Below are 22818 nucleotides of genomic sequence, written 5' to 3'. Positions count from 1 at the left end.
ACCCTCCGTATTTTTGATATTTTAGTTAGCCAAAATTTTTCTTAACTCTTCAGGATTAGCATCTGAATAAGTTTTTGCATTATCTTTAGTAATTAATGCTTGCGGAGTAGTCACTACTCGCGGTAGTTTTTGTCCTGCTTGCAAGCGCAGTACAACTTCCATCGCAACTTCACCCGTCAACACAGGAAAGCTATCCACTGTACCGGTAAGTTCTCCAGCTAAGATAGATTTATAGGCATCGGAAATGCCATCAGTACCAAATACTGCTACTTGATCCTGCAATTTCACTGCTTTTACAGCTTCAATTACACCTAACGCCATACCATCATTATTGACATAAAAACCAATTAAATCAGGATGGCGTTGCAAAATAGTTGTAGCAACGTTATAGGCTTGTTCGCGACTCCAGTTAGCCGGGACACTGGCTACCACATCAAACTTACCTGATTTCTTGATTGTTTCGGTAAATCCTTCAGTACGTTGTTTAGCCGCAAATACACCAGGTTGTCCTTCAATAACGGCTACTTTTCCACCGTTAGGTCGATTATCAATAAACCAGTTAGCTACTCGAACACCATTATCTTTTTGTACATTCCCAACATAATGTGTTGCAGTCGGCATTACTGCATCATTTACATTTACTACAGGTACATTTTTGGATTGTGCTACTTCTGCAGCTGGTTGTAAATTGACGTCGGTTTGAGGAGAGAATAGTAATGCACTATAACCTTCAGTGATCATAGTTTCTGCAATAGAGAGTTGACCTAATTGATCACCTTCGTTTGCCGCAGCTTGGTAAGATACGAATACGTTATATTTATCGGCAAAGTTTTTGTATCCTTCACCTAAAGAGCGCCAATATTCATTAGTTAAAGTTTTTGAAACACCACCAATTTTAAGGCCATCTTTTAATGTTGGAAATTGTCCTAACTTACTTTCTAATTCAGTCCAATTAATACGATCCGTTTCAGTATCGGAATTAAGTGGAGCCAACTGTGCGTATAGCGGCGAAACAGATAAAGAAAGTGCGGTCGTAATTAATACTGTTTTAATAAATTTACACATATATTTTTCCTCTAAGTAAGGTGAATTATTTGAAAATAATCCTAAAAACTGATTATTTCCCTAGTAAAAATTCATTAATAATAGCTTGACTGGCTACAGCATCTTGTTGATTGATAGCGTCTTCCAACTCTTTGATATTATTAAGTTGATCGGATATTTTGATTAATTTAAGTACGGTTTGAATATTGACTTCACACTCACGAACAGGATCAAGACCACTAGCATCCGGGAATGTATCAAAGTAATAAGCCCCATTAAAACCTTCTTTTCTTAATTGCCAAATTAATTCTAAAGTTGCTCGTGGATTGGCTGATGCAACCATCAAGCCATCATCTCGTTTGTGATAACCATCGTTTAAATGCAATCCCATTATTTTTGTACGTCGAGCGATCATTGATGCGGCAAAGGCAGGCATTTCATCTGCATATAGGACATGAGCGAAATCAAGAGTCATACCTATATTTTTAGCGCCAATATCAGCTATAGCCAATAATGTTGTGGAAACATCAGGTAATATACTGAAAGAACGAGGTTCGTTCGGTTTATATTCGATACTGATATCGCAATCTGGGGCATATTCTGCAATTTCACGAAATGCAAAAATTAAATCATCCCACATTTTTTCATAATTAGCTTGGAAGCTATAATCAAAACCATCTTGTCCCAACCAAATAGTCATCAAATTTGTGCCTAGTTCATGACCACAATCAATACCGCGTTTTGTTAATTCAATAGCATCACTGCGAACTTTAGCATCGGGATGAGTAAATGCGCCTAATTGAAATTCCGGATTTATACTGTATCGCATAGCCATACCATTGACCTTTAAGCCACAACCTTCAATAAATTTACGCAATTCTTTAGGATCTTCATGAATATGTTGCGGATAATTTAAGTCTACATCAGTCAATCCTTTTACTGTTGAAGCTCTTTCAATCACTTGGCGAGTTGATGGTTTTCCTTTTAAATTAGGCCAATAAGTATGTGCTTTTGAAGCAAATGAATTTAATCGAGTTGCAAATTTGATTTTTTCCATTTTATATTTCCTTAACAATAGTTAGCTAATTTGTAAATTACTTTACTGAATTATAAAAAATAGTAAAGTTGTTTTTGTGTTTTTTTATTATTTTGTGATCTAGTTAACATTTTAACTAGGCTATGAAATGAAATTATGATTAGAAAAATATAATCTTCTGATACAAACAAAAATGGCTATGAACTTTCGTTCATAGCCATTTTCTTTATGTGAGGTTAATTAAGTTGGGTTTTTAGTTTTGCTTTTCCGCTTTATTTTCTATTGCGATGATTTCAGCATTATCTATTGATTCCGATTCAAGCGCAGATGAAACATTGTTTGTTGGTAATGTTGCCATGACTTCTTGCAAATCGCGTTCGCGGATTTGTTGTGCGGCGACTTTATCGCCAAGTTGTTCAAAAATGTAAGCGGCCATTGTTGCATCACCATGTGCTATGCGTTCTTGTTCAAGCAAGGTTTGGAAGAATGGACGGGCTTTTTCAAATTGATTGTCACGTGCATAAAGATAACCCAAGGCACGATGTAGATCATGTTGTAATTCTTTAGGAATCGATTTTTCCCGTTTTCCTAGTAGCTTGATTAATTTATAACTGTCAGAAGGCTGTAATCGGATAATCTGGGCGAATAACGCTTTTAATTCGGAAGTTTGATGATCCGTTAATTTTTTTAGCGTTTCTTCGGTTAATTCAGAGGCGGTTTCATGATCGTTACATTCGATCAAACGCTGAATTAAACCGATACGTACAAAGGCATCATTGTGGCGTTTGCGTGGTTGTGCTTTCCACCAGGCTAATAATCCGTCTTGTCCTTCTTCGTTTAGTAATTCATCTAAAATACCGTTTTCCACCAGATGTTTTAGGGCGACAAAATCGGTTTGTGAATATAAGCCGCTACGTTCGACTTTTTCCAATATACCGTCAAGGGTTTGATAGGCTTTGGATTTGGAATAAATATCTACCGCCAGTTTAAGCACTTCTTGATTATTCGGAGCAAGAATTAATAAGCTGTCGATAGAACTGCGTGCCGCCGGTAATTTATGTTGTTGCAATAAAATACGGGTACGGGCAATTTCTAATAATAAATTGTCGCTACCGGCAAGTTCGGTGGCTTCAATTAAATATTTATTTGCGGTAAATTCATCACCTTTTTGTTGGGCTGCTTCGGCAGCTTTGATAAAGTTCAAAATCGGTTCATCGGAATGTTTGGCATTTTTACCGATTAGTTTTTCTGCTTTGGAGTAGTCGCCCATATCCATTCGCATTAAGCCTTCGAGGGTTTGTTTTTGGGCTTTCTTCTGTTTACGGCGAGAGAACCATGAGTAGGTATTATTGCTTAAACGGAAAAAACGGCTGACGATCCATTCTAAGAAATAGACGATTGCCATAGCCAGCACGAAGAATATCACTAAGGTTGTGATGCTGAGTTCAATGTTGTAGGATTCCGTTTGGATCAATACATAGCCTTGTTTACCCGCTAAATATGGTCCACCAATCAGCCCTGCCAATAAGACGAGCATTAAGAATAGCACTCTTAACATATTCTATTTCTCCCTTATTGTTGCGGTTCTTGCAGTTGTTCAACGTTCGGTTCAGCCGAAGGTTCGGAATTTTCTTTATTTTCTACCGCACTTTTTTCGGCAGCGGCTTCCGGTTTTATTACTTTGGGGTTCACTTCTTCCTGTTTTGCTTCGGTAGCTTCCGTTAAACCTTTATCTACGTTGATTTCTACTTTTTTCATTTCAACGGTTTGGCGATTAAGCAGAGAATCCAATGCGTTTAGGCTGGTGAGTTGATCCGGTGCATCGACATAAATGGATTGATCTAATAATTCATCCACTGATTTTAAGAAATTTTGTGTTTCGGTCGAATTAGTATCGAAATAACTGCGGATCCAAGAAGAAACGGCTTCTAAAGATTGTTTATATAAATCGTCTTGTTGACGCGGCACTGCGAGAATAGCGATTTGTAAACGCAGGCGGATATTTTCACGTAAGTAAATATCTTGATTTGGTGCAAGTAAACCTTTATCGGCTGCTTCGCCGCGCGGAGTGACGCGAATAAAGTGGTTTAAGAATGACGTTGCACTTTTTTCTACGTTAGCTTGCCAATCTTCCAGTGAATCGGTCGGCGTGTCATTTTGTGCCTGCTCTTCAAAATTTACATTCAATACGGTGAGTTCATCCAAGCTGTTTGCCAGTTGGGATAAATGTTGCATAATCGCGTTTTGATCTACATTATTTACCGCCAATAAGTGTTTTAAGTCATTGTTGATGGCTGTACGTACGGCGGCGACTTTTGCGTTACCGGTTTTTTCTAATGTTTCATCCGCCAATTTCAATAAAGAAATGGTGGTATCAATATCATTATCCAAAACTAATTTGCGTAATGCATTGTTTAATAAGAAATCGGCTTCGGAAAGCAACCAGTCGTTAGAATCCGTTTTAGTATTTGCATTCAGCTTATTGATTTGAGCTTGCAAGTTATTGACATCGGAAGTTTTGCTGGCCAAATCCTGTTCCAATAATCCGATTTGTTTTTGTGCGGCTTGATAATCTTTGGCTAATTGCTCGATTTGAGCTCGCTCTTGATCAAAGTTTGGCATTTCAATTGCAATTTGGCCGCTTTCGCTGGCGGTTGCCGATACATTCTGAAGTGCGGTTAGTTTTTGCTGAATTTCGTCAAGTTGTTGTTGGCCGAAATAATAGCCGGCTCCACCGACCCCCAGAGCCACTAATAATGCCAAAAATGCTAAACCTGCCCCGCCTTTTTTAACAATAACTTGTTGTGGTTCTTTGTTAGCGGTTGATTTTTTATCGGTAGTTTCAGTTTCGACTTTAACGGTTTTCTCCATTTCATCCGGTATTTCGGATGTTTGAGGGTCTGTCGTTTGTTCCGTTTCTTGTTGATCTACAGTGGTAACATTTTCATTGTTTTCAGTTTCTGAAAATGTGCGTTTTTGTCTTGCCATAGAGTTCCCCATCGTGTTCAATTTTTAAATAGGTTGATTCGCTAAAATCGTTTGAACTAAACTGCTGTTATCAGCTTTTGGCGAAATAACGATTTTTTGCCAACCGAACATTTTCGCCATATCGGCAATACGTTGGCTAATTGTGATAAGCTGACAATTCTTTAACCAATTATGTTCGCTTTCCGGCACAAAATCCATAAGATAAGTCAAACTTTCTGCATTTGTGATTAAAATATTATTAATACCGGAACGTTGCAATAAACTTACCTGTTCCGAATTATTTTCATATATTACTGCTAAACGTTGATAACATTCAATAATTTCTATTTTTGCACCGCGTTGTTGCATTTCTTGTTGATATAGTTCGCGACCGCCGTTACCGCGTAAAATAAGCACGGTTTTATTTTCAACATGCTCCGATTGCATCTTTTCTAATGCCAATAAACCTTCGCTGTTTTCTTGTCGGTTCGGGTAATGCGTAGGCAACTCGGTTGCCGCGGAAAATGTGGCAGCGGTTCCTTTACCTACGGTAAAATAATGTAAATCTTTCCGCCAATGGAATCCTACGTCTTTGAGCGTTTTATTAGCGTAAAAAACAGCATTTTTAGATACGGCCATCACATAATCACCGGCTTTAAGCTGATTGATTTTATTCGGCAACGTATTTAATTCTCGACCGCCGGAAACCGTCAACAACGGAAAATGCAATGCGGTAATGCCGACTTTATTTAATTGTTCGGTGAGTGTGATGCCGGCTTCGTTCGGTCTGGTAATTAAAATTCCCATGTGTAGTCCGCTTGATTTAAGCTTGCTGCAATTTACTTAACAGTTTATCCGCACCTTGTTTCAGCAGGGATTGGGCAACTTGAATGCCTAAAACTTCAGCATTTTCGACCGCACTTTTGCCCTCGGCCCGTAAAATTACCGAACCGTCATCTGCTCCCACTAAGGCACGTAAATAAAGTTCATTGTTTTGTAATGTGGCAAAACCGCCGATAGGTACTTGACAACCGCCCTGTAAATGGTTATTCATAGCCCGCTCGGCTAATACACAATAAGTTGTGGCTTGGTGAACCAAAGGTGCAAGCAATGTTTTGGTTTCTATATCATCCGTGCGGCATTCAATTCCTACTGCACCTTGTCCTGCCGCAGGCAGCGAGGTTTCCATTTCGATAAAAGACGCGATACGTTCTGCCAATCCTAAGCGGATTAATCCGGCAGAAGCCAGAATGATGGCATCGTAATCGCCGTTATCCAATTTGCTCAATCGGGTACCGACATTACCGCGTAAAGATTGAATATTGAGATCGGGACGTAACGCTTTTAATTGACATTGACGACGTAAACTTGATGTGCCGACGGTTGCACTTTGCGGTAGTTCCGTTAAAGTGCGGTAAGTATTGGAAACAAATGAGTCACGCGGATCTTCACGTTGACAGATAACGGCTAAATCCAATCCTTCAGGAAACGTCATCGGTACATCTTTCATGGAGTGAACGGCAATATCCGCCCGTCCGTCTAACAGTGCATTTTCCAGTTCTTTAACAAATAAACCTTTACCACCGATTTTGGCTAACGGTGAATCTAAAATCACATCACCTTTTGTTACCATCGGCACTAATTCCACCGTTAAATCGGGATAGCGTTGTTCTAATTCGCCCTTCACAAAATTTGCCTGCCATAATGCCAGCGGACTTTGGCGAGTGGCAATTTTTAATTTATTTTTTTCTTTCATAATTGTGATTATATAACTAATTCATTGTGTTATATCCTACCATTGTTGTGGTGAAAAGTCAGTGATAATTTAAGTCTTTGATCTAATCATTAAAAAGTGGTAGAGTTCAAAAAATTTTATTTTATCTCCCGATTTTTAGTATAACGCTTGATGGGGAAAGGATTGGTGTTTGATGTACTTTAATTTGGAAGCAGCGAAAAAGTATGTGCAGGAATTGGATAAGGTACGTTTTAATCAAGCGTTATCCGATTCTTCCTATGCCTTTCGTCATGTATTCCAATTGATCAGCCTATTATTACACGCCAATCACCCGGCACTGCCGGGCTATTTGCCTAATGCACCTCAAGGTATTGCCGGCTTCACTTTATCCGATTATCAAAAACAGTTTTTATCCGTTTCGGTCGCCAAAAGTCGATTCGAAGATACCGTAAAAGAATTTAATACCCGCGCGGATTATACCATTGATGCGCTGTATGTAATGGGCAGTATTTCGTCGATTACGCAAACCTCTTCTTCAGATTTGGATATTTGGCTCTGTCATATTCAGGATTTGGATTCGAATGATCTTCGGTTATTGGAACAAAAAACTTTATTATTGCAGGAATGGGCAAAGACATATCAAATTGATATTAATATTTTCTTGATGGATCAACAAAGTTTCAAGCATAAACATCGTATCGATGAATTATGCGGTGAGAATTGCGGTTCAAGTCAATATATGCTGTTATTGGAAGAATTTTATCGTTCCAGTATTCGATTAGCCGGAAAACCGTTGTTATGGTTGCACGTGTATACGGAAAATGAGCACGAATATGAAAATCAAGTTAAGCGATTAGTAGAAGAGGGTAAAGTTGACTTAAGCGAATGGGTGGATTTTGGCGGCTTAGGGCGATTATCGGCCAATGAATATTTTGGTGCGATATTGTGGTTATTAAATAAAAGTATTGCCGCACCTTATAAATCTGCACTGAAAATTCTTTTATTGGAAGTTTATTCGCAGGAATATCCGAATACGCAACTGATCGCATTAGATTTCAAACGTCGTTTATTACAAGGCGAAGCGGTGGAAGGTTTTGATCCTTATATCGCAATGTTAGATAAAGTGACGGAATATTTGACCGCACTTGGTGACACGCAGCGTTTGGATTTTGTCCGTCGTTGTTTCTATTTAAAAGCCAGTGAAGATATTGTGCATTTTGATCAAAAAAATAATTGGCGTATTTGTTTTTTACAACGTTTAATTAAAGATTGGCAGTGGCCGCAAAAAAAGATCGACGATTTAAATAACCGTCCGTTTTGGAAAATCAAACGGGTGAAAAAAAGTTACGAAATGCTAATGAGTATGCTGATGCTCAGCTATCGGAATTTAGTGAATTTCGGTCGGAAATATCATGTTGATGCCAGTATTATGCCGCAAGATATTTATATTTTGACCCGTAAACTTTATACCGCTTTTGAAGAATTACCGAATAAAATTAATTTATTCAATTTACAAATGTCACATAATTTGTCGGAAAAGCATTTGACTTTTGTGCAAGTGGAAAACAGTAGCGTGCATCAACCGGGTTGGTATTTAATTAATCAGGCTCCGTTTGTCAATGCGTTTTCTAATTTACGTTATGTGAAATATCATCGAAATCTCAGCTATTTAGTAGCATATGCTTATTTTAACGGATTGTTTACGGTAAAGACGCAATTACATATTTCCAGCTCAACAGTGACTTTGGCGGCATTACGGCAATTTTTCACGGATTTACGTTTGTCGTTAGCAAAAGATACACTTCCTGCACAAAATGAAGATTTACAGCGTTCTTATGAAATTCGTCATGTCATGATTGGTGTGAATTTAACCGATGACCCGACTCGACGTTTAGTGGGCGAACCCCGCATGGAACTTCAAGCAAGCGATTTATTTAGCTTCGGTCCGGAACAACAAAGTTTATTGGGCAGTATCGATCTTATTTTTCGTAATTCTTGGAACGAGGTGCATACGCATCATTTTTCCGGTTCGAATGCTATTTTACAGGCACTCAAAATGTTGTCGCACAAAACGTTCAGCAATAGTTTGCAGACCGCTGGCTTGAATATTTTTTGTTACAGCCACCGTTACGGGCTGACCTTGAAGGCGGCTGTCAGCGAATTAGTGCAGAAAATATTGAATCGAAATAATAATGAGCATTCGCCGACCGTTCGCAATTTGCGTGTGGCGGGGAAAACCTGGCAACTTTTTTTTGCCGAGCGGGGCATCAATTTGCAGGAAATCATTGGAGAGCGGTCGAAAAACAGCGAGAATTTGGCGGATAATCGTGGTTTTACTACGACGAATACGGTGAAGGGCATTTCTCAAAAATATCCGACGGTTATTAACAGCTTTGCCAGCGAAGGTTTTATGCAGTTTTTCTTCGAAGACAATAATGATGATACTTTTAATGTCTATATTTTGGACGAAATGAATCATTTAGAGATTTATCGTCATTGCGAAGGCAGTAAAATGGAAAAAGTGAAAGAAATTAATCATATTTATACGGTATCCAGCGTTGATGATGGTGCTTATCGTAAAGTTGCTCATAAATTTAATTATCCGCAATTTTATCAACTTATTAATGAAAACGGTTCAATAAAAGTTGAGTTGTATAGTCAGAAAAGATAACTTATTTAATTTACATTTCAGTGAATCCGTATAAAATAGTCCACACATATTTTTGAATAATAAACAACATAGAGTCATATAAAAAGCGGTATATCTTATGAATGAAAAAATCAAAGTACTATTGATTGATGATCATCCGTTGATGCGTCGCGGTATCAAACAACTAATCGAATTAGAAGATCGTTTCCAAGTGGTAGGGGATGCCGGTAATGGCAATGAAGGTATTACCTTGGCATTAAAAACTTCGCCGGATCTGATCATTTTAGATCTCAATATGAAAGGGCTGTCAGGATTAGATACATTGAAGGCATTACGTAACGAAGATGTGGATGCACGAATTGTAATCTTAACGGTATCGGATGCAAAATCGGATATTTTTGCGTTGGTCGATGCCGGGGCGGACGGTTATTTACTGAAAGATACCGAACCGGACACATTGCTTTCTCAAATTAAGCAAATTGCTCAGGGGGAAGTGATTTTGAGTGATTCCATCAAAGGATTTTTATTGGAACGCCATTCAATGCATAATCCGCTTAATGCGTTGACCGAGCGGGAATTGGGCGTATTACAACTTATTGCGACGGGATTATCCAATAAACAAATTGCCGGTCAATTGTTTATTTCCGAAGAAACCGTTAAAGTGCATATCCGTAACCTGTTACGCAAACTAAATGTACATTCCCGTGTAGCGGCAACGGTGCTGTATTTGGAACATAAAAGCAGTTGAGTAAGTAAAAAGGATAAAATTATAACCGCACTTTATTCATAAAACGATGCAATAAAGTGCGGTTATTTTTTTGAAAATTTTAGCTGAAAAAATGCAGCCAAGCCGCCGAAATCGGCATTGAGATAAAGAGTGCCGGCAGCATATTGGCAACACGGAACATTTGAATATTGCAAATACGTAAGCCGGTAGCGATCATCAATAGTCCGCCCGTTGCGGCAAAATCCGCCCGCATAGCTTCTGTGGCGTAGGGGATGATAAACACGGCACAGTAAGCTAAAATCAATTGCACCAGTGTTTGCGGTATGAAAAGAGTGGATACGGAGAAGCCTAATGTAGTGGCAAAAATAATCGTAGTGAAGAAATCTAAAAAAGATTTAATGATTAGAATGCTGGAATCACCCGTCATCCCTTCATTCATTGCACCAAAAATGCCTGTTCCGCTAAAGGAAAGTAAAATCATTAACGCTACAAATTTTTGCAAAAATTCTTCATGGGAATCTTGGTCGGATGTTGGCGGTACAAATTTTTCCATAACGTTTTTTGTAGCTGCCGCAATTTTGTTAATGCCGTTTTCCAATAAAATAATTTCACCGACAATTGTTCCCAACAAAATCGATAGAATCATTGCTGGCATACTGGCGACTTTTGCCACCATCGTGATTCCCATACCCATGGAACAAAGCCCAAACACAAGAGTAAGATTACTGCGTAATTGCTGTGGTACGCGACCGCCGATTGCCGCACCGATTAACCCGCCGATAATAATTGCGGCGGCATTAATATAAGGACCGATAATTGTCATTTTTGTTACCTTTAAAAAAAGCAGATTTCCCTTTTAGTCTTAACTAAAAGGGAAAGTGCGGTAAGTTTTCAGAAAATTTTAACGGAATAGATTACGCTGAGAAGGTCTGCTGCGTTTGACTTGGCTGATTAAAAGCAAAGCAAGTAAAACTACATAAAATGCAAAGATAAATACCAACCATTGCACCATCGTAAAGCCTAAGAATTGCCAACTAATTTCGGCACAGTTACCGGTCGGATTAAACACTGCCGGTAACCATTTATCCAAGGGTAAGGTTTCCGGGAATTCTGCAAAAAAAGAACATTGTTTCCACGGTGCGGGATTGGTTTGATAATCCAAATGCGTTAATGTGATCGTTAAGCCTTTGATTGCACTGCCCAGACCGATTACTAAGGCAATAAGACGCATAATCAACAAACCGGGCGCAAGACTGCCAAAAATAGCGGCAAACGCAATTCCAAATAATGCCACTCGTTCGTAAATACACATTACGCAAGGCTTTAATCCCATGCCATGCTGAAAATAAAGTGCGGTGGCTTCCAAAGCTAAAGTTGAAATAAGCAACAGAAGCCAGTATTTGCGTTGTAATGAAAGTGTCTTAAAAAAACTCAGCATTATTTGTTATTCCTTCATATTAAACCGCAATCAACAAGCCGACATGTTCTAACCAACGCATTGCCGGCGGTAAGATACATTCTACGGCAAATAACCCGACCACTGATAGTGCAATAGTATAAGGTAAAGCCATATAGACCATTTTACCGTAAGATAGACGAATAAGTGGCGCTAAGGATGAAGTCAACAGGAATAAAAACGCCGCTTGACCGTTTGGAGTTGCCACTGATGGTAGATTTGTACCGGTATTGATAGCCACAGAAATCAATTCGAATTGTTCGTGAGAAATTACACCGGATTCAAAGGCGGTTTTTGCTTCGTTGATATAGACTGTACCGACAAAAACATTGTCGGAAATAGAGGATAAAATCCCGTTAAAAATATAAAATAGTGCAAGTTGTGTGCTTTCGCTGGCGGCTAACACATAGCTAATAATCGGTGCAAATAATTTTTGATCGATAATTACTGCTACGATAGAGAAAAATACCACCAAGAGTGCGGTAAACGGCAACGATTCCTGGAATGACTTACCAAAACTATGCTCATCGGTTACGCCGGTAAGCGATGTGGCAAAGATAATGATCGTTAAGCCGATTAAGCCAACGGAGGCTAAATGGAACGCCAAGCCGAAAATTAACCAAACTACAATAATGGCTTGTGTATAGAGTTTTAAACGCTCTTGTTTGTTAAGTTTTTTCTCTTGAGCCCGGTCGAAAGAGGCGAGTACGGCCCAAACTTTACGCGGTAATTTGGCTCCGTAACCAAATAATCTGAATTTTTCTACGGTGATACAAACAAAAATACCGGCAATCAATGTCGGAATTGTGACCGGCACCATACGTAAGAAAAATTCTTTAAAATTCCATGCCGCTTGTTCGGCAATAATCAGGTTTTGCGGTTCGCCAACCATCGTCATCACACCGCCCAATGCCGTACCTACGCCTGCATGCATCATAAGACTACGTAAGAATGCACGGAACTCTTCCAGAGTTTCTTGATGATTGGTGATTTTATTATCGGTTGTAATATCCGTCGAATCGTCAAAATGATAGCCGGAAGCAACTTTGTGATAGACACCGTAAAATCCCATACATACACTGATAATTACCGCTACAACGGTTAATGCATCTAAAAATGCCGATAAAAATGCGGCACTTAAGCTGAAAGCCAGAGATAAAACTATTTTAGAACGAATACTCAATAGGAGTTTGGTAAAAGCGTAGAGTAGTAATTGTTTAGTAAAATAAATCCCTGCTACCATGAACATCAATAATAAAATCACTTCAAAATTGGCCATGATTTCCGCTTTTACATGTTCAGGATGCGTCATCCCTATCATAACGGCTTCAATGGCAAGTAATCCCCCTGCCGGTAACGGATAACATTTTAATGCCATTGCCAAGGTGAAGATAAATTCTGCCACCAACATCCAACCCGCCCAAAAGGGACTGACAAAGAAAAAAACGATTGGATTAATAATTAAAAAAGCCAGAATGGACAGCTTGTACCAATTCGGACTTTTGCCTAAAAAGTTTTTTAAAAAAGTTTGCATAGTTATGACCCTAATTATAATTTATGTCAATGCGTTTAATTGACATTAATCATTGTAATATAAATAACTTTAAAGGATAATACCATCATAAGGCTTTTTTGAAAAATGTTAATTTGATCACATTTTTTATTTCCTCATTGTATAAAGACTAAACTATGAATAATCAGAAAGATATATTACAAGCCCGTAGTCCGGCAGCTTTGGCAGAAGAATATCTGGTCAAAAGCATTTGGAATCATATTTTCCCTCCCGGTACGGCTTTACCGGCAGAGCGGGATCTCGCTGAAAAAATAGGTGTTACCCGTACCACTTTACGCGAGGTGTTACAGCGTTTGGCGCGCGACGGTTGGTTAACGATTCAACACGGCAAGCCGACCAGAGTAAATGATATTTGGGAAACATCAGGTCTGCATATCATTGAAACCATCATTAATCTTGATGAAGAACAACATGCAAAATTAAGGGCAAATATGCGTGCAACCAGAACCGAATTGGCTACGTTGTATATACCGAAATCGTTTAAATATGCCAAAGAACAGTCATTAGAGATTTTAAACGATCAGGATGCCCTGACGGATGATGTGCAATCCTATGTGGAATATGACTACGATTTGTTTCGTAAATTAGCGAAAGTTTCACCTAATCCGCTCTATACCTTAGCTTTGAATAGTTTTAAAAAGACTTATTTGCAGCTAGGAATGCTATTCTTTTCCGTTCCTCAAGCCCGTCAATTAGCGAAGAAGTTTTATGCTCAGTTAAGAATATTATGTCAAGAAGATAGAATCGATGAAGTCAGCGAATGTCTTATACGATATGGGCGCGAGAGTGCCGATTTAATCGTAATGATTGAAGCGAACATAAAATCACAATAACTGTCAGATTTTTAAGTAAAAAAGTGCGGTGAAATTTTAAAAATTTTTACCGCACTTTGTATTTGCTTTCCTAGTTAAAATTAGTTTTTATCTAAATCCAAATCCGCTTTATATTCAATACGGTTTCTGCCTTTCAGTTCGATGGAAACATCAAGTTCCTGATTACCGCGTTCAAATTTTAGATCAGCATCGTCACGCTCGATTTCAGATTCTTCCACACGGAAACCTTTGCTTTTGGCATGAGCGATAACTTTTTTCGCCAAACCGCGAACATCGTTGCCTTTTAAGCGGTACTCCACTTCCTATTCACCGTTACCTTGACGATCGGATTTGATTAATTGGGCACCGCGTGGTTGATAGATTTCGCTTGGTATGGATTTTGCGAATACGCCGGCAGAGCTTAAACCGATAATGGTTGCTAAAACGGTAGTTTTTAATACATTTTTCATATTAAGATCCTTGTAAAAATATCGAAAATCAACAGCACTTTCACGGGTTACTGATTCACTTTCCGAATAATTAATGTTTTTTGAGCGGGATGGTTGGTTTCAATGGTGGCTTCAAGAAGTATAGTACAGTGATTGGTTTCGCATAATAATTTGAAATCTTCCACCGTACTTTCATTGTTGATCAACACCCGCAGTTCATCATTCACGTTTAATGTTTTTAATGCCTTTTTTACCGTCAAAACCGGTATCGGGCAACGGTATTTTGTGACATTCAATTGATATTGCATAAAATATCGAAATATTAAACGTGTCGACGGTCTGACATAATTTTACCCATTGAGTTTAATTCATTTTCAGATAGATATTGTTTACCTAACTCAAATAATGGTTCTTCAAGGGCAATGTGTATGTCATAACCGGCCACAAACTGATCGATCAGTTTTCGAGAAATATTATCCCGTTCATTTCTTAATAGTTCCTTAAGTTGCACCGATAATTTTTCCCAATTGCTGTGTAACAGTACATGTTGATTTTCTAGTTCATCAATATTTTTTTGTGCTTCAGGATAATGCTTTGATAATGCCGGAAAAAAATCTTTTTCTTCATCATCGTGATGTAACGGAGCCGACACCGTAAAATAAGTAAGAATTTGCTGTACGTCGTTTTTTACCGCCTGATTTACTCCGTTTTTAGCCAAATAATCGGGCAAAATTTGCAATTGTCTGCAAAAACGTTTGGCCTTGCTATGGCAGGCATACAGCATTTCAATAGGCTCTGCCCAACTGGCGAATTGTTGCGGTTCGATATTTAGCATAATTCATCCTTCAAATTTATAGTAACTGTCTAACGGCGGGACTTCTTTGCCGATACGGGCGTAAAATTCCTGCACAAAATCTTCAAAGCCGCCTTGTTCGATAGCTTCGCGAATTTGAGCCATTAAACGTTGGTAATAACGCAAGTTGTGAATCGTATTTAATCTTGCACCCAAAATTTCACCGCACTTATCTAAATGATATAAATAGGCTTTACTGTAGTTTTTGCAAGTATAACAATCACATTCCGGATCGAGCGGGGAAGTATCATTGCGATATTTCGCATTGCGTATTTTCACAATACCGTCGGTGACAAATAAATGGCCGTTGCGGGCATTGCGGGTCGGCATTACGCAGTCGAACATATCAATACCGCGACGCACACCTTCCACCAAATCTTCCGGTTTGCCTACGCCCATTAAATAGCGAGGTTTATCCGCCGGAATATGCGGGGTGATAAATTCTAAAATACGGTGCATTTCTTCTTTCGGCTCGCCCACTGCCAAACCACCTACGGCGTAACCGTCGAAACCGATTTCTTTTAAGCCTTCTACAGAAATTTTCCGCAATTCTTCATAGGTGCCGCCTTGAATAATCCCGAATAACGCGTTTGGGTTTTTCAATTCGTCAAACCGATCACGGCTGCGTTTCGCCCAACGCAACGATAATTCCATTGAGTTTTTTGCATAATCAAATGTGGCGGGATAGGGCGTGCATTCATCGAAAATCATGACAATATCGGAACCCAAATCATATTGAATTTCCATTGACTTTTCCGGTGACAAGAAAATACGCTCTCCGTTAATCGGATTCTGGAATTTCACCCCTTCTTCCGTAATTTTGCGTAATTTCCCCAAACTGAACACTTGGAAACCGCCGGAATCCGTTAAAATTGGTGCGTGCCATTGCATAAAATCGTGTAAATCACCGTGCATTTTCATCACTTCCTGCCCTGGACGAAGCCATAAATGGAAGGTATTGCCGAGTAAAATTTCCGCTCCGGTGGCTTTCACTTCTTCCGGTGTCATTCCTTTTACCGTGCCATAGGTTCCCACCGGCATAAACGCCGGTGTTTGCACGGTAAACTCTCCTTGCGAGCGATTAAAGATTAATTGACCGCGGCGGGCTCTGCCGTTGGTTGTTTTTAATTCAAATTTCATTAGGTTTCCTTTTCAACGAATAAACAGTTCGAAGTTAATAAAAAAAGTAAAATTTTTTAAATATAAAGGTATAAAGTGCGGTCAAAAACTAATTAGTTTTCAAACGGCTCCAATATTTTTCATAAATATCTACGGCATCACCCACATCAGATTGCATTATCGCTTTTTGAATTTCTTCTGCGGATGGGAATAACACTTTATCGTTTGCCACTTCCGGGGATAATAAAGCTTTCATTTCTTCGTTTGGCATTGAGAAACCCATTGTTTCTAAAACGACTTTGGCATTTTCAGGGCGAAGCATAAAATCAATAAATTGATGAGCAGCTTCGATATTTTTTGCCCCTTTCGGAATAGCGTAGTTGTCCATCCATAAAATCGCCCCTTCTTTCGGATAAATAAATTGAATATCCGCATTTTCTTTGTGTGCACGATCCGCCGATCCGTTCCATAACATTCCGATGGAGGCTTCGCCCTGCAAGAATGGCATTTCCGGTGAATCGGAGTTAAAGGCGATAACATTTGGTAATAATGTTTCTAAGCGTTCGTAAGCGGCTTTAATCTCGTTTTCATCGGAGCTATTTGGGGATTTTCCGTTCAATAACAAGGCAATATGGAAAACCTCCCGGGCATCGGCCATTAATAATACTTTATTTTTAAATTCCGGTTTCCATAAATCCGCCCAGCCGGTTACGTTGTCTGGATTAACATCGGCTGCATTGACACCAATTCCCGTTAAGCCATAAACGTAAGGCAGGGAATATTGATTATTCGGATCGTAATCTTGATTTAGCAAACTTTGTGTGATGTTTTTAACGTTCGATAATTTGCCGAGATCAATCTTTTCCAACATTCCTTCTTTAATCATTTTGCCCGTGTAATAGCTGGAAGGGAAAACTAAATCATAACCGCCTTGTACTAATTTCAATTTGGAATACATTTCTTCGTTGCTTTCAAAGGTGGAATAAATCACTTCTACGCCGGTTTCTTTGGTGAATTGATTTAATAAAGTGGATGGAATGTATTCTGTCCAGTTATACACATAAAGTTTTTCAGCGGCCAAAGACAGGCTGCTGAATAAGGTTGTTCCGGCAAGGGTTAAAATTTTTAAAGTACGGAATAATTGTTTTTTCAATGTTGTTCTCCTGAATTTAAGTTAAAGTGCGGTTAAATTTCGCAAAATTATAACAGAATTGAAAATAAATTGACTTATTTTCTGATCTGAGTAGGATTAATTTATTTTAATCAACGGATTATTTTATGTTGAAGTTTGCTTATCAAAAACACCTGAAAACTTATTATTCCGACACAATAAATACTCAATTGGCTCAACCCGAATTAACTCAAGCCGAGAGTGCCGATGTGTGCGTGATTGGTGCGGGATTTACCGGATTATCTACCGCACTTGAATTAGCGGAAAAAGGCAAAAGCGTAATTGTATTGGAAGGGGCTTGTATTGGCTTTGGAGCGTCGGGACGCAGTGGCGGGCAGGCAATTAACGGTTTTGAAGACGGTATTGACGAATATATTACCGAAATCGGCATGAAAAACACGCGTTATTTGTGGGAAATGTCACTGGAAGCCATTGATATTATTGATGAACGCATTGCAAAGTATGGTATTCAATGCGATTGGAAAAAAGGCTATTTAACGGCGGCATTGAATCATCGAAGAATGAATGATTTGATCTTTTCTGCTCAATCCTGCCGCACTGTTTTTGGTTATCCTAATATGCAGATTTGGGATAAGGCACAGCTCAAGCAACATTTAGGATCAGATATTTATGTTGGCGGATTGTATGACAGTAATTCCGGTCATTTGCACCCGCTGAATTATTGTTTAGGTTTGGCAAAAGCCTGTTTGTCATTGGGCGTACGTATTTATGAAAATTCCCCGGTAGTGGATGTGGCATTACCGTCGGATTCCCAAGTAATTGTGAAAACCGCAAAAAGCACGGTTATCGCAGAAAATTTAGTGTTGGCGACCAATGCCTATGTGGATATTTTGCCGAAAAAAATCCATCAAGGTATTGCCCGTAAAATTTTACCGGTGGAAAGTTTTATTATTGCTACCGAACCTTTGGATCAGGCTACGGCAGATTCAGTGATCAATAACGGTATGTCCGTTTGCGATAATAATCTGTTTTTGGATTATTATCGGTTGAGTGCGGATAATCGGTTATTATTCGGCAGCGACTCCAGTTCCAATAAACATATGATTGAGGTTATGCAACGTAATATGCTGCACGTTTTTCCGCAACTGGAAAATGTCAAAATTGATTATGGTTGGGGAGGGCCTATTGATATGACCATAAATGCTAAACCGCATTTCGGTCAGTTGCAAAAAAATCTTTATTTTGCTCACGGTTATTCGGGACACGGCGTAGCATTAAGCGGATTAGCCGGTCGGATCATCGGCGAAGCGATTTTAGGTGATGATCACCGTTTGCGTGTGTTTGAAGGTCTGAAAATTCCAAGTATCTATGGCGGTCGTCTGGTGAAAAAAATGGCACTGACTATCGGTAAACAATATTATAAAATTTTGGATAAGTTTTTTTAAAAACAACCGTACTTTATTGATTTTGTTGGTTTCCATAAACACAATATATTTGTGTGATTGTGTTAAAACGGGACGAAAACCGATGTTAGGCTGGTAATGAGCTAAGTGCGGTTCGTTTTTGAGAAATTTCAACAAATTAAAAATTTCTTTAATTTCTATTTGACAATGAACGCATTTTTCGGTATTTCTAACGACATTAATTTTTGAAAAGAAACTTTTATGAAAAATAATCGCACTTCAACCACCACCATTATTATGACCATTACCATTAGGTAGTGCGGGTGAGTGCGTTTAGTGAATACACAAAGGCCCGCTAAAAAGCGGGTTTTTTCATAATTACAAATTAAAATTTATTTTACAGGAGAAACACAATGCGAGTTCTTAAATTTGGCGGCACATCATTGGCCAATCCGGAGCGGTTTGTACAGGCAGCCCAACTGATCGAACAGGCACATTTGGAAGAGCAGGCGGGCGGCGTTCTTTCCGCACCGGCAAAAATCACCAATCACTTGGTTGCCCTTTCTGAAAAAGCAACTGCCAACCAACCTACCGATGAAAATTTCAATGACGCAGTCAACATCTTTTACAACATCATCAACGGCTTACACGAAAAAAATAATCAATTTGACCTAGCAGGTACCAAAGCTATTATTGATGCGGAATTTGCTCAAATTGCCGGTTTATTAGATGAAATGCGTAAAACCGGCGTATGTCCAGATGCAGTAAAAGCCACTATCGACTCTCGCGGCGAAAAACTTTCCATCGCAATGATGAAAGCCTGGTTTGAAGCCAACGGCTATGCGGTAACGGTGATTAATCCGGTAGAAAAATTATTGGCTCACGGCAGTTATTTAGAATCTTCTGTGGATATCGACGAATCCACCAAACGTGTGGATACGAGTTCCATTCCAAAACAAAATGTCGTATTAATGCCGGGCTTTACTGCGGGTAATGAAAAAGGCGAATTAGTGCTGTTAGGTCGTAACGGTTCCGACTATTCTGCCGCGTGCCTGGCAGCTTGTTTAGGTGCAAGTATGTGTGAAATTTGGACTGATGTGGACGGTGTTTACACTTGCGATCCGCGTTTAGTGCCGGATGCCCGTTTATTGCCAAGCCTGTCTTATCGCGAAGCCATGGAATTGTCTTATTTCGGTGCAAAAGTGATCCACCCGCGTACTATCGGTCCGTTAGTGCAAACCAATATTCCGTGCTTAATCAAAAATACCGGCAATCCGAGCGGAGCAGGGACAATTATCAATGCGGATGTGAAATCCGACGGCTTGCAAGTGAAAGGCATTACTAACTTGGATAATGTGGTAATGTTTAACGTATCCGGTCCGGGTATGCAAGGAATGGTGGGAATGGCGGCTCGCGTGTTTTCAACAATGTCAAAAGCCGGTGTTTCAGTGATTTTAATCACCCAATCCTCTTCAGAATACAGTATCAGTTTCTGTGTGCCGACGAAATTCTATAAAGGGGCGTTAGAGGCCTTAAACCAAGAATTTGCGAAAGAATTAGCGGAAAAAGAGCTTGAACCTATTGATGTTATCAAAGATCTTTCCATCATTTCCGTGGTGGGTGATGGAATGAAAACGGCCAAAGGTATTGCAGCCCGCTTCTTCTCTGCTTTAGCACACGCTAATATCAGCATTGTAGCTATTGCACAAGGTTCCAGCGAACGTTCTATTTCAGCGGTCGTGCCATTGAACAAAGCCATTGAAGCGGTAAAATCTACCCATCAAGCCTTATTTAATAACAAAAAAGTGGTCGATATTTTCTTAGTCGGCGTAGGCGGTGTCGGGGGGGAGTTGATTGAACAGGTCAAACGCCAAAAAAATTATCTTGCTCAAAAAGATATTGAAATCCGCGTTTGTGCTTTGGCAAATTCCAACAAAATGTTATTGAACGAAAATGGGTTGAATTTGGAAAACTGGCAGTCTGATTTAGACAATGCCACACAGCCATCTGATTTTGATGTATTATTGTCCTTTATTAAATTGCATCACGTAGTCAATCCGGTCTTTGTGGATTGCACATCTGCAGATTCTGTTGCCGGCTTATATGCTCGCGCCTTAAAAGAAGGTTTTCATGTTGTCACACCGAATAAAAAAGCCAACACTCGTGAATTGGCATATTACAAAGAATTGCGTGAAAATGCCCGTCACACCCAACGTAAATTTTTATACGACACCAACGTGGGGGCAGGTTTACCTGTTATCGAAAATCTGCAAAATCTATTAGCTGCCGGTGATGAATTGGAAAGTTTTAACGGTATTTTATCCGGTTCACTTTCCTTTATTTTCGGTAAACTGGAAGAAGGATTTTCTCTGTCGGAAGCTACCGCACTTGCCCGTGAAAAAGGCTTTACCGAACCGGATCCGCGTGATGATCTTTCTGGTCAGGATGTAGCCCGTAAGTTATTGATTTTAGCCCGTGAAAGCGGTTTGAATTTAGAATTAAAAGATGTTGTGATCGAAGGTGTGTTGCCGAAAGGTTTCTCCGAAGGAAAATCGGCTAATGAATTTATGGCAATGCTACCGCAATTAGATGCTGAATTTAAAACCCGTGTGGAAAAAGCCAAAGCAGAAGGTAAGGTGCTGCGTTATGTTGGTCAAATCAACGACGGTCAGTGCAAAGTGTCCATTATGGAAGTGGACGGTGATCATCCGCTACACAAAGTGAAAAACGGTGAAAATGCTCTGGCATTCTATACTCGCTATTATCAGCCGATTCCGTTATTATTACGTGGTTACGGTGCAGGTAATGCGGTGACTGCCGCAGGGATCTTTGCCGATATTTTAAGAACACTACAAAACGGGGGCTCCAATTAATGTTACGCATTTACGCACCGGCATCCAGTGCCAATATCAGCGTGGGTTTTGATACCTTAGGTGCGGCGATTTCGCCGATTGACGGTTCATTGCTCGGCGATGTGGTGCAAATTGATGAAATTGCCAGCGGTTTTAAATTGGAAAGTGCGGGTTATTTTGTCCGAAAATTACCAAAAGAACCACAAAAAAACATTGTTTATCAAGCCTATGTGCTATTTAGTGAGCGTTTAAAATTGGCCGGCGGTCGCATCAAAGGCTTACGTTTAATCTTGGAAAAAAATATGCCTATCGGGTCAGGTTTAGGTTCAAGTGCTTGTTCTATTGTGGCAGCCTTGGTAGCATTAAATAAATTCCATAATGAACCGTTTTCTAAAATGGAATTATTGGAAATGATGGGCGAATTGGAAGGGCGAATTTCCGGTTCAATCCACTATGACAACGTAGCACCTTGCTATTTGGGCGGTGTGCAGTTAATGGTGCAGTCTTTGGGCAATATCAGCCAGACATTGCCGTTTTTTGATGAATGGTATTGGGTGTTGGCTTATCCGGGCATTGAAGTGTCCACGGCGGAAGCCCGTGCGATTTTGCCGAAGCAATATACCCGTCAGGATGTTATCGCACACGGTCGTCATTTAGGCAGCTTTGTACACGCCTGTCATACTCATCAAGACGCACTGGCAGCATTGATGATGAAAGATGTGATCGCCGAACCTTATCGTGAATCGCTATTGCCGAATTTTGCCGAAGTGAAACAGGCTGCCCGTGATTTAGGGGCATTGGTTTCTGGTATTTCCGGTTCAGGTCCGACGATGTTCAGCATCGCACCGGATTTAGCCACAGCGATTAAATTAGCCAATTATTTAGAAAACCATTATTTGCAAAACAACGAAGGTTTCGTGCATATTTGCAAAGTTGATAATAAAGGGGCGAGAGAGCTTGCTTAATTTTATAGGGCGGATATAAAATATCCGCCAATAATTTTATAACGG

Annotated in this window: 19 protein-coding genes and 1 pseudogene; 6 read left to right on the top strand and 14 right to left on the bottom strand. The window is 39.6% G+C overall.

Annotated features, from left to right (window positions below):
• Positions 1-21 precede the first annotated feature (21 nt).
• From EDC44_RS02130 to hemC, 6 genes are all read right to left on the bottom strand, one after another.
• Positions 22-1065 carry a sugar ABC transporter substrate-binding protein gene (locus tag EDC44_RS02130; RefSeq protein ID WP_131974913.1) on the bottom strand — a complete coding sequence of 348 codons (1044 nt, stop codon included), beginning with the start codon at positions 1063-1065 and terminating at the stop codon, positions 22-24.
• Positions 1066-1117: 52 nt separating this feature from the next.
• Entirely contained in the window at positions 1118-2101 is a 984-nt protein-coding gene (locus EDC44_RS02125) for a sugar phosphate isomerase/epimerase family protein (protein ID WP_131974911.1), read from the bottom strand.
• A 232-nt stretch (positions 2102-2333) separates the two neighbouring features.
• On the bottom strand, positions 2334-3638 hold the full coding sequence (locus EDC44_RS02120; RefSeq protein ID WP_131974909.1) for a heme biosynthesis protein HemY: 1305 nt from the start codon (positions 3636-3638) through the stop codon (positions 2334-2336).
• A gap of 14 nt (positions 3639-3652) precedes the next feature.
• Positions 3653-5080 (bottom strand): uroporphyrinogen-III C-methyltransferase, encoded by a 1428-nt coding sequence (locus tag EDC44_RS02115; RefSeq protein WP_424276021.1) that lies wholly within the window; start codon positions 5078-5080, stop codon positions 3653-3655.
• Between the two features lie 12 nt (positions 5081-5092).
• Positions 5093-5854, bottom strand: a complete 762-nt coding sequence (locus EDC44_RS02110) for a uroporphyrinogen-III synthase (RefSeq protein ID WP_131974905.1) — start codon at positions 5852-5854, stop codon at positions 5093-5095.
• Positions 5855-5870: 16 nt separating this feature from the next.
• A complete protein-coding gene (gene hemC / locus EDC44_RS02105; RefSeq protein WP_131974903.1) occupies positions 5871-6803 on the bottom strand; it encodes a hydroxymethylbilane synthase in 933 nt (310 codons plus the stop codon).
• Positions 6804-6975: 172 nt separating this feature from the next.
• Between hemC and EDC44_RS02100 the strand changes: the two genes are divergently transcribed.
• A complete protein-coding gene (locus tag EDC44_RS02100) occupies positions 6976-9453 on the top strand; it encodes a class I adenylate cyclase (protein ID WP_131975119.1) in 2478 nt (825 codons plus the stop codon).
• A 97-nt stretch (positions 9454-9550) separates the two neighbouring features.
• Entirely contained in the window at positions 9551-10180 is a 630-nt protein-coding gene (gene narL, locus EDC44_RS02095; protein ID WP_131974901.1) for a two-component system response regulator NarL, read from the top strand.
• 79 nt (positions 10181-10259) lie between these two features.
• Here the strand turns inward: narL and EDC44_RS02090 are convergent, their stop codons facing one another.
• The 3 genes from EDC44_RS02090 to nhaB form a co-directional block, all read right to left on the bottom strand.
• Positions 10260-10982, bottom strand: a complete 723-nt coding sequence (locus EDC44_RS02090) for a DUF554 domain-containing protein (RefSeq protein WP_131974899.1) — start codon at positions 10980-10982, stop codon at positions 10260-10262.
• 78 nt (positions 10983-11060) lie between these two features.
• Complete coding sequence (gene dsbB, locus EDC44_RS02085) at positions 11061-11597, bottom strand: disulfide bond formation protein DsbB (RefSeq protein WP_131974897.1); 537 nt, start codon at positions 11595-11597, stop codon at positions 11061-11063.
• A 19-nt stretch (positions 11598-11616) separates the two neighbouring features.
• Positions 11617-13149, bottom strand: a complete 1533-nt coding sequence (gene nhaB / locus EDC44_RS02080; RefSeq protein WP_131974895.1) for a Na(+)/H(+) antiporter NhaB — start codon at positions 13147-13149, stop codon at positions 11617-11619.
• 155 nt (positions 13150-13304) lie between these two features.
• Here nhaB and fadR point away from each other — a divergent pair, with 155 nt between their 5' ends.
• Positions 13305-14021 (top strand): fatty acid metabolism transcriptional regulator FadR, encoded by a 717-nt coding sequence (gene fadR, locus EDC44_RS02075; RefSeq protein ID WP_131974893.1) that lies wholly within the window; start codon positions 13305-13307, stop codon positions 14019-14021.
• An 80-nt stretch (positions 14022-14101) separates the two neighbouring features.
• Here the strand turns inward: fadR and EDC44_RS02070 are convergent.
• The 5 genes and pseudogenes from EDC44_RS02070 to EDC44_RS02050 form a co-directional block, all read right to left on the bottom strand.
• Positions 14102-14470 (bottom strand): annotated as a pseudogene (locus EDC44_RS02070) (hypothetical protein).
• A 47-nt stretch (positions 14471-14517) separates the two neighbouring features.
• Entirely contained in the window at positions 14518-14757 is a 240-nt protein-coding gene (locus EDC44_RS02065; RefSeq protein WP_131974891.1) for a sulfurtransferase TusA family protein, read from the bottom strand.
• Between the two features lie 14 nt (positions 14758-14771).
• Entirely contained in the window at positions 14772-15284 is a 513-nt protein-coding gene (locus tag EDC44_RS02060; RefSeq protein WP_131974889.1) for a hemerythrin domain-containing protein, read from the bottom strand.
• 3 nt (positions 15285-15287) lie between these two features.
• Positions 15288-16442 carry a tRNA guanosine(34) transglycosylase Tgt gene (gene tgt / locus EDC44_RS02055; protein WP_131974887.1) on the bottom strand — a complete coding sequence of 385 codons (1155 nt, stop codon included), beginning with the start codon at positions 16440-16442 and terminating at the stop codon, positions 15288-15290.
• A gap of 88 nt (positions 16443-16530) precedes the next feature.
• Positions 16531-17544 (bottom strand): extracellular solute-binding protein, encoded by a 1014-nt coding sequence (locus EDC44_RS02050; protein WP_243647883.1) that lies wholly within the window; start codon positions 17542-17544, stop codon positions 16531-16533.
• A 155-nt stretch (positions 17545-17699) separates the two neighbouring features.
• On the opposite strand from EDC44_RS02050, the gene EDC44_RS02045 reads away from it, so the two are divergent.
• The 3 genes from EDC44_RS02045 to thrB all read left to right on the top strand — a co-directional run bounded on the left by EDC44_RS02045 (position 17700) and on the right by thrB (position 22773).
• On the top strand, positions 17700-18998 hold the full coding sequence (locus EDC44_RS02045) for an NAD(P)/FAD-dependent oxidoreductase (protein WP_131974883.1): 1299 nt from the start codon (positions 17700-17702) through the stop codon (positions 18996-18998).
• Between the two features lie 371 nt (positions 18999-19369).
• On the top strand, positions 19370-21829 hold the full coding sequence (thrA, locus tag EDC44_RS02040; RefSeq protein ID WP_131974882.1) for a bifunctional aspartate kinase/homoserine dehydrogenase I: 2460 nt from the start codon (positions 19370-19372) through the stop codon (positions 21827-21829).
• Positions 21829-22773, top strand: coding sequence for a homoserine kinase (gene thrB / locus EDC44_RS02035; RefSeq protein ID WP_131974880.1), 945 nt, complete (start codon positions 21829-21831; stop codon positions 22771-22773). The genes thrA and thrB overlap by 1 nt, the downstream gene beginning before the upstream one ends.
• The last annotated feature ends 45 nt before the right edge of the window (positions 22774-22818 follow it).

The organism is Cricetibacter osteomyelitidis (assembly GCF_004340985.1).
GTDB lineage: Bacteria > Pseudomonadota > Gammaproteobacteria > Enterobacterales > Pasteurellaceae > Cricetibacter > Cricetibacter osteomyelitidis.
This window is presented reverse-complemented; position numbering and strand designations above follow the sequence as displayed.

Excerpts from the sequence above, each read along its gene's own strand:
- EDC44_RS02130 (WP_131974913.1), bottom strand. The coding sequence starts at position 1,065 with ATGTGTAAATTTATTAAAACAGTATTAATTACGACCGCACTTTCTTTA.
- EDC44_RS02125 (WP_131974911.1), bottom strand. The coding sequence starts at position 2,101 with ATGGAAAAAATCAAATTTGCAACTCGATTAAATTCATTTGCTTCAAAA.
- EDC44_RS02120 (WP_131974909.1), bottom strand. The coding sequence starts at position 3,638 with ATGTTAAGAGTGCTATTCTTAATGCTCGTCTTATTGGCAGGGCTGATT.
- EDC44_RS02115 (WP_424276021.1), bottom strand. The coding sequence starts at position 5,080 with ATGGGGAACTCTATGGCAAGACAAAAACGCACATTTTCAGAAACTGAA.
- EDC44_RS02110 (WP_131974905.1), bottom strand. The coding sequence starts at position 5,854 with ATGGGAATTTTAATTACCAGACCGAACGAAGCCGGCATCACACTCACC.
- hemC (WP_131974903.1), bottom strand. The coding sequence starts at position 6,803 with ATGAAAGAAAAAAATAAATTAAAAATTGCCACTCGCCAAAGTCCGCTG.
- EDC44_RS02100 (WP_131975119.1), top strand. The coding sequence starts at position 6,976 with ATGTACTTTAATTTGGAAGCAGCGAAAAAGTATGTGCAGGAATTGGAT.
- narL (WP_131974901.1), top strand. The coding sequence starts at position 9,551 with ATGAATGAAAAAATCAAAGTACTATTGATTGATGATCATCCGTTGATG.
- EDC44_RS02090 (WP_131974899.1), bottom strand. The coding sequence starts at position 10,982 with ATGACAATTATCGGTCCTTATATTAATGCCGCCGCAATTATTATCGGC.
- dsbB (WP_131974897.1), bottom strand. The coding sequence starts at position 11,597 with ATGCTGAGTTTTTTTAAGACACTTTCATTACAACGCAAATACTGGCTT.
- nhaB (WP_131974895.1), bottom strand. The coding sequence starts at position 13,149 with ATGCAAACTTTTTTAAAAAACTTTTTAGGCAAAAGTCCGAATTGGTAC.
- fadR (WP_131974893.1), top strand. The coding sequence starts at position 13,305 with ATGAATAATCAGAAAGATATATTACAAGCCCGTAGTCCGGCAGCTTTG.
- EDC44_RS02065 (WP_131974891.1), bottom strand. The coding sequence starts at position 14,757 with ATGCAATATCAATTGAATGTCACAAAATACCGTTGCCCGATACCGGTT.
- EDC44_RS02060 (WP_131974889.1), bottom strand. The coding sequence starts at position 15,284 with ATGCTAAATATCGAACCGCAACAATTCGCCAGTTGGGCAGAGCCTATT.
- tgt (WP_131974887.1), bottom strand. The coding sequence starts at position 16,442 with ATGAAATTTGAATTAAAAACAACCAACGGCAGAGCCCGCCGCGGTCAA.
- EDC44_RS02045 (WP_131974883.1), top strand. The coding sequence starts at position 17,700 with ATGTTGAAGTTTGCTTATCAAAAACACCTGAAAACTTATTATTCCGAC.
- thrA (WP_131974882.1), top strand. The coding sequence starts at position 19,370 with ATGCGAGTTCTTAAATTTGGCGGCACATCATTGGCCAATCCGGAGCGG.
- thrB (WP_131974880.1), top strand. The coding sequence starts at position 21,829 with ATGTTACGCATTTACGCACCGGCATCCAGTGCCAATATCAGCGTGGGT.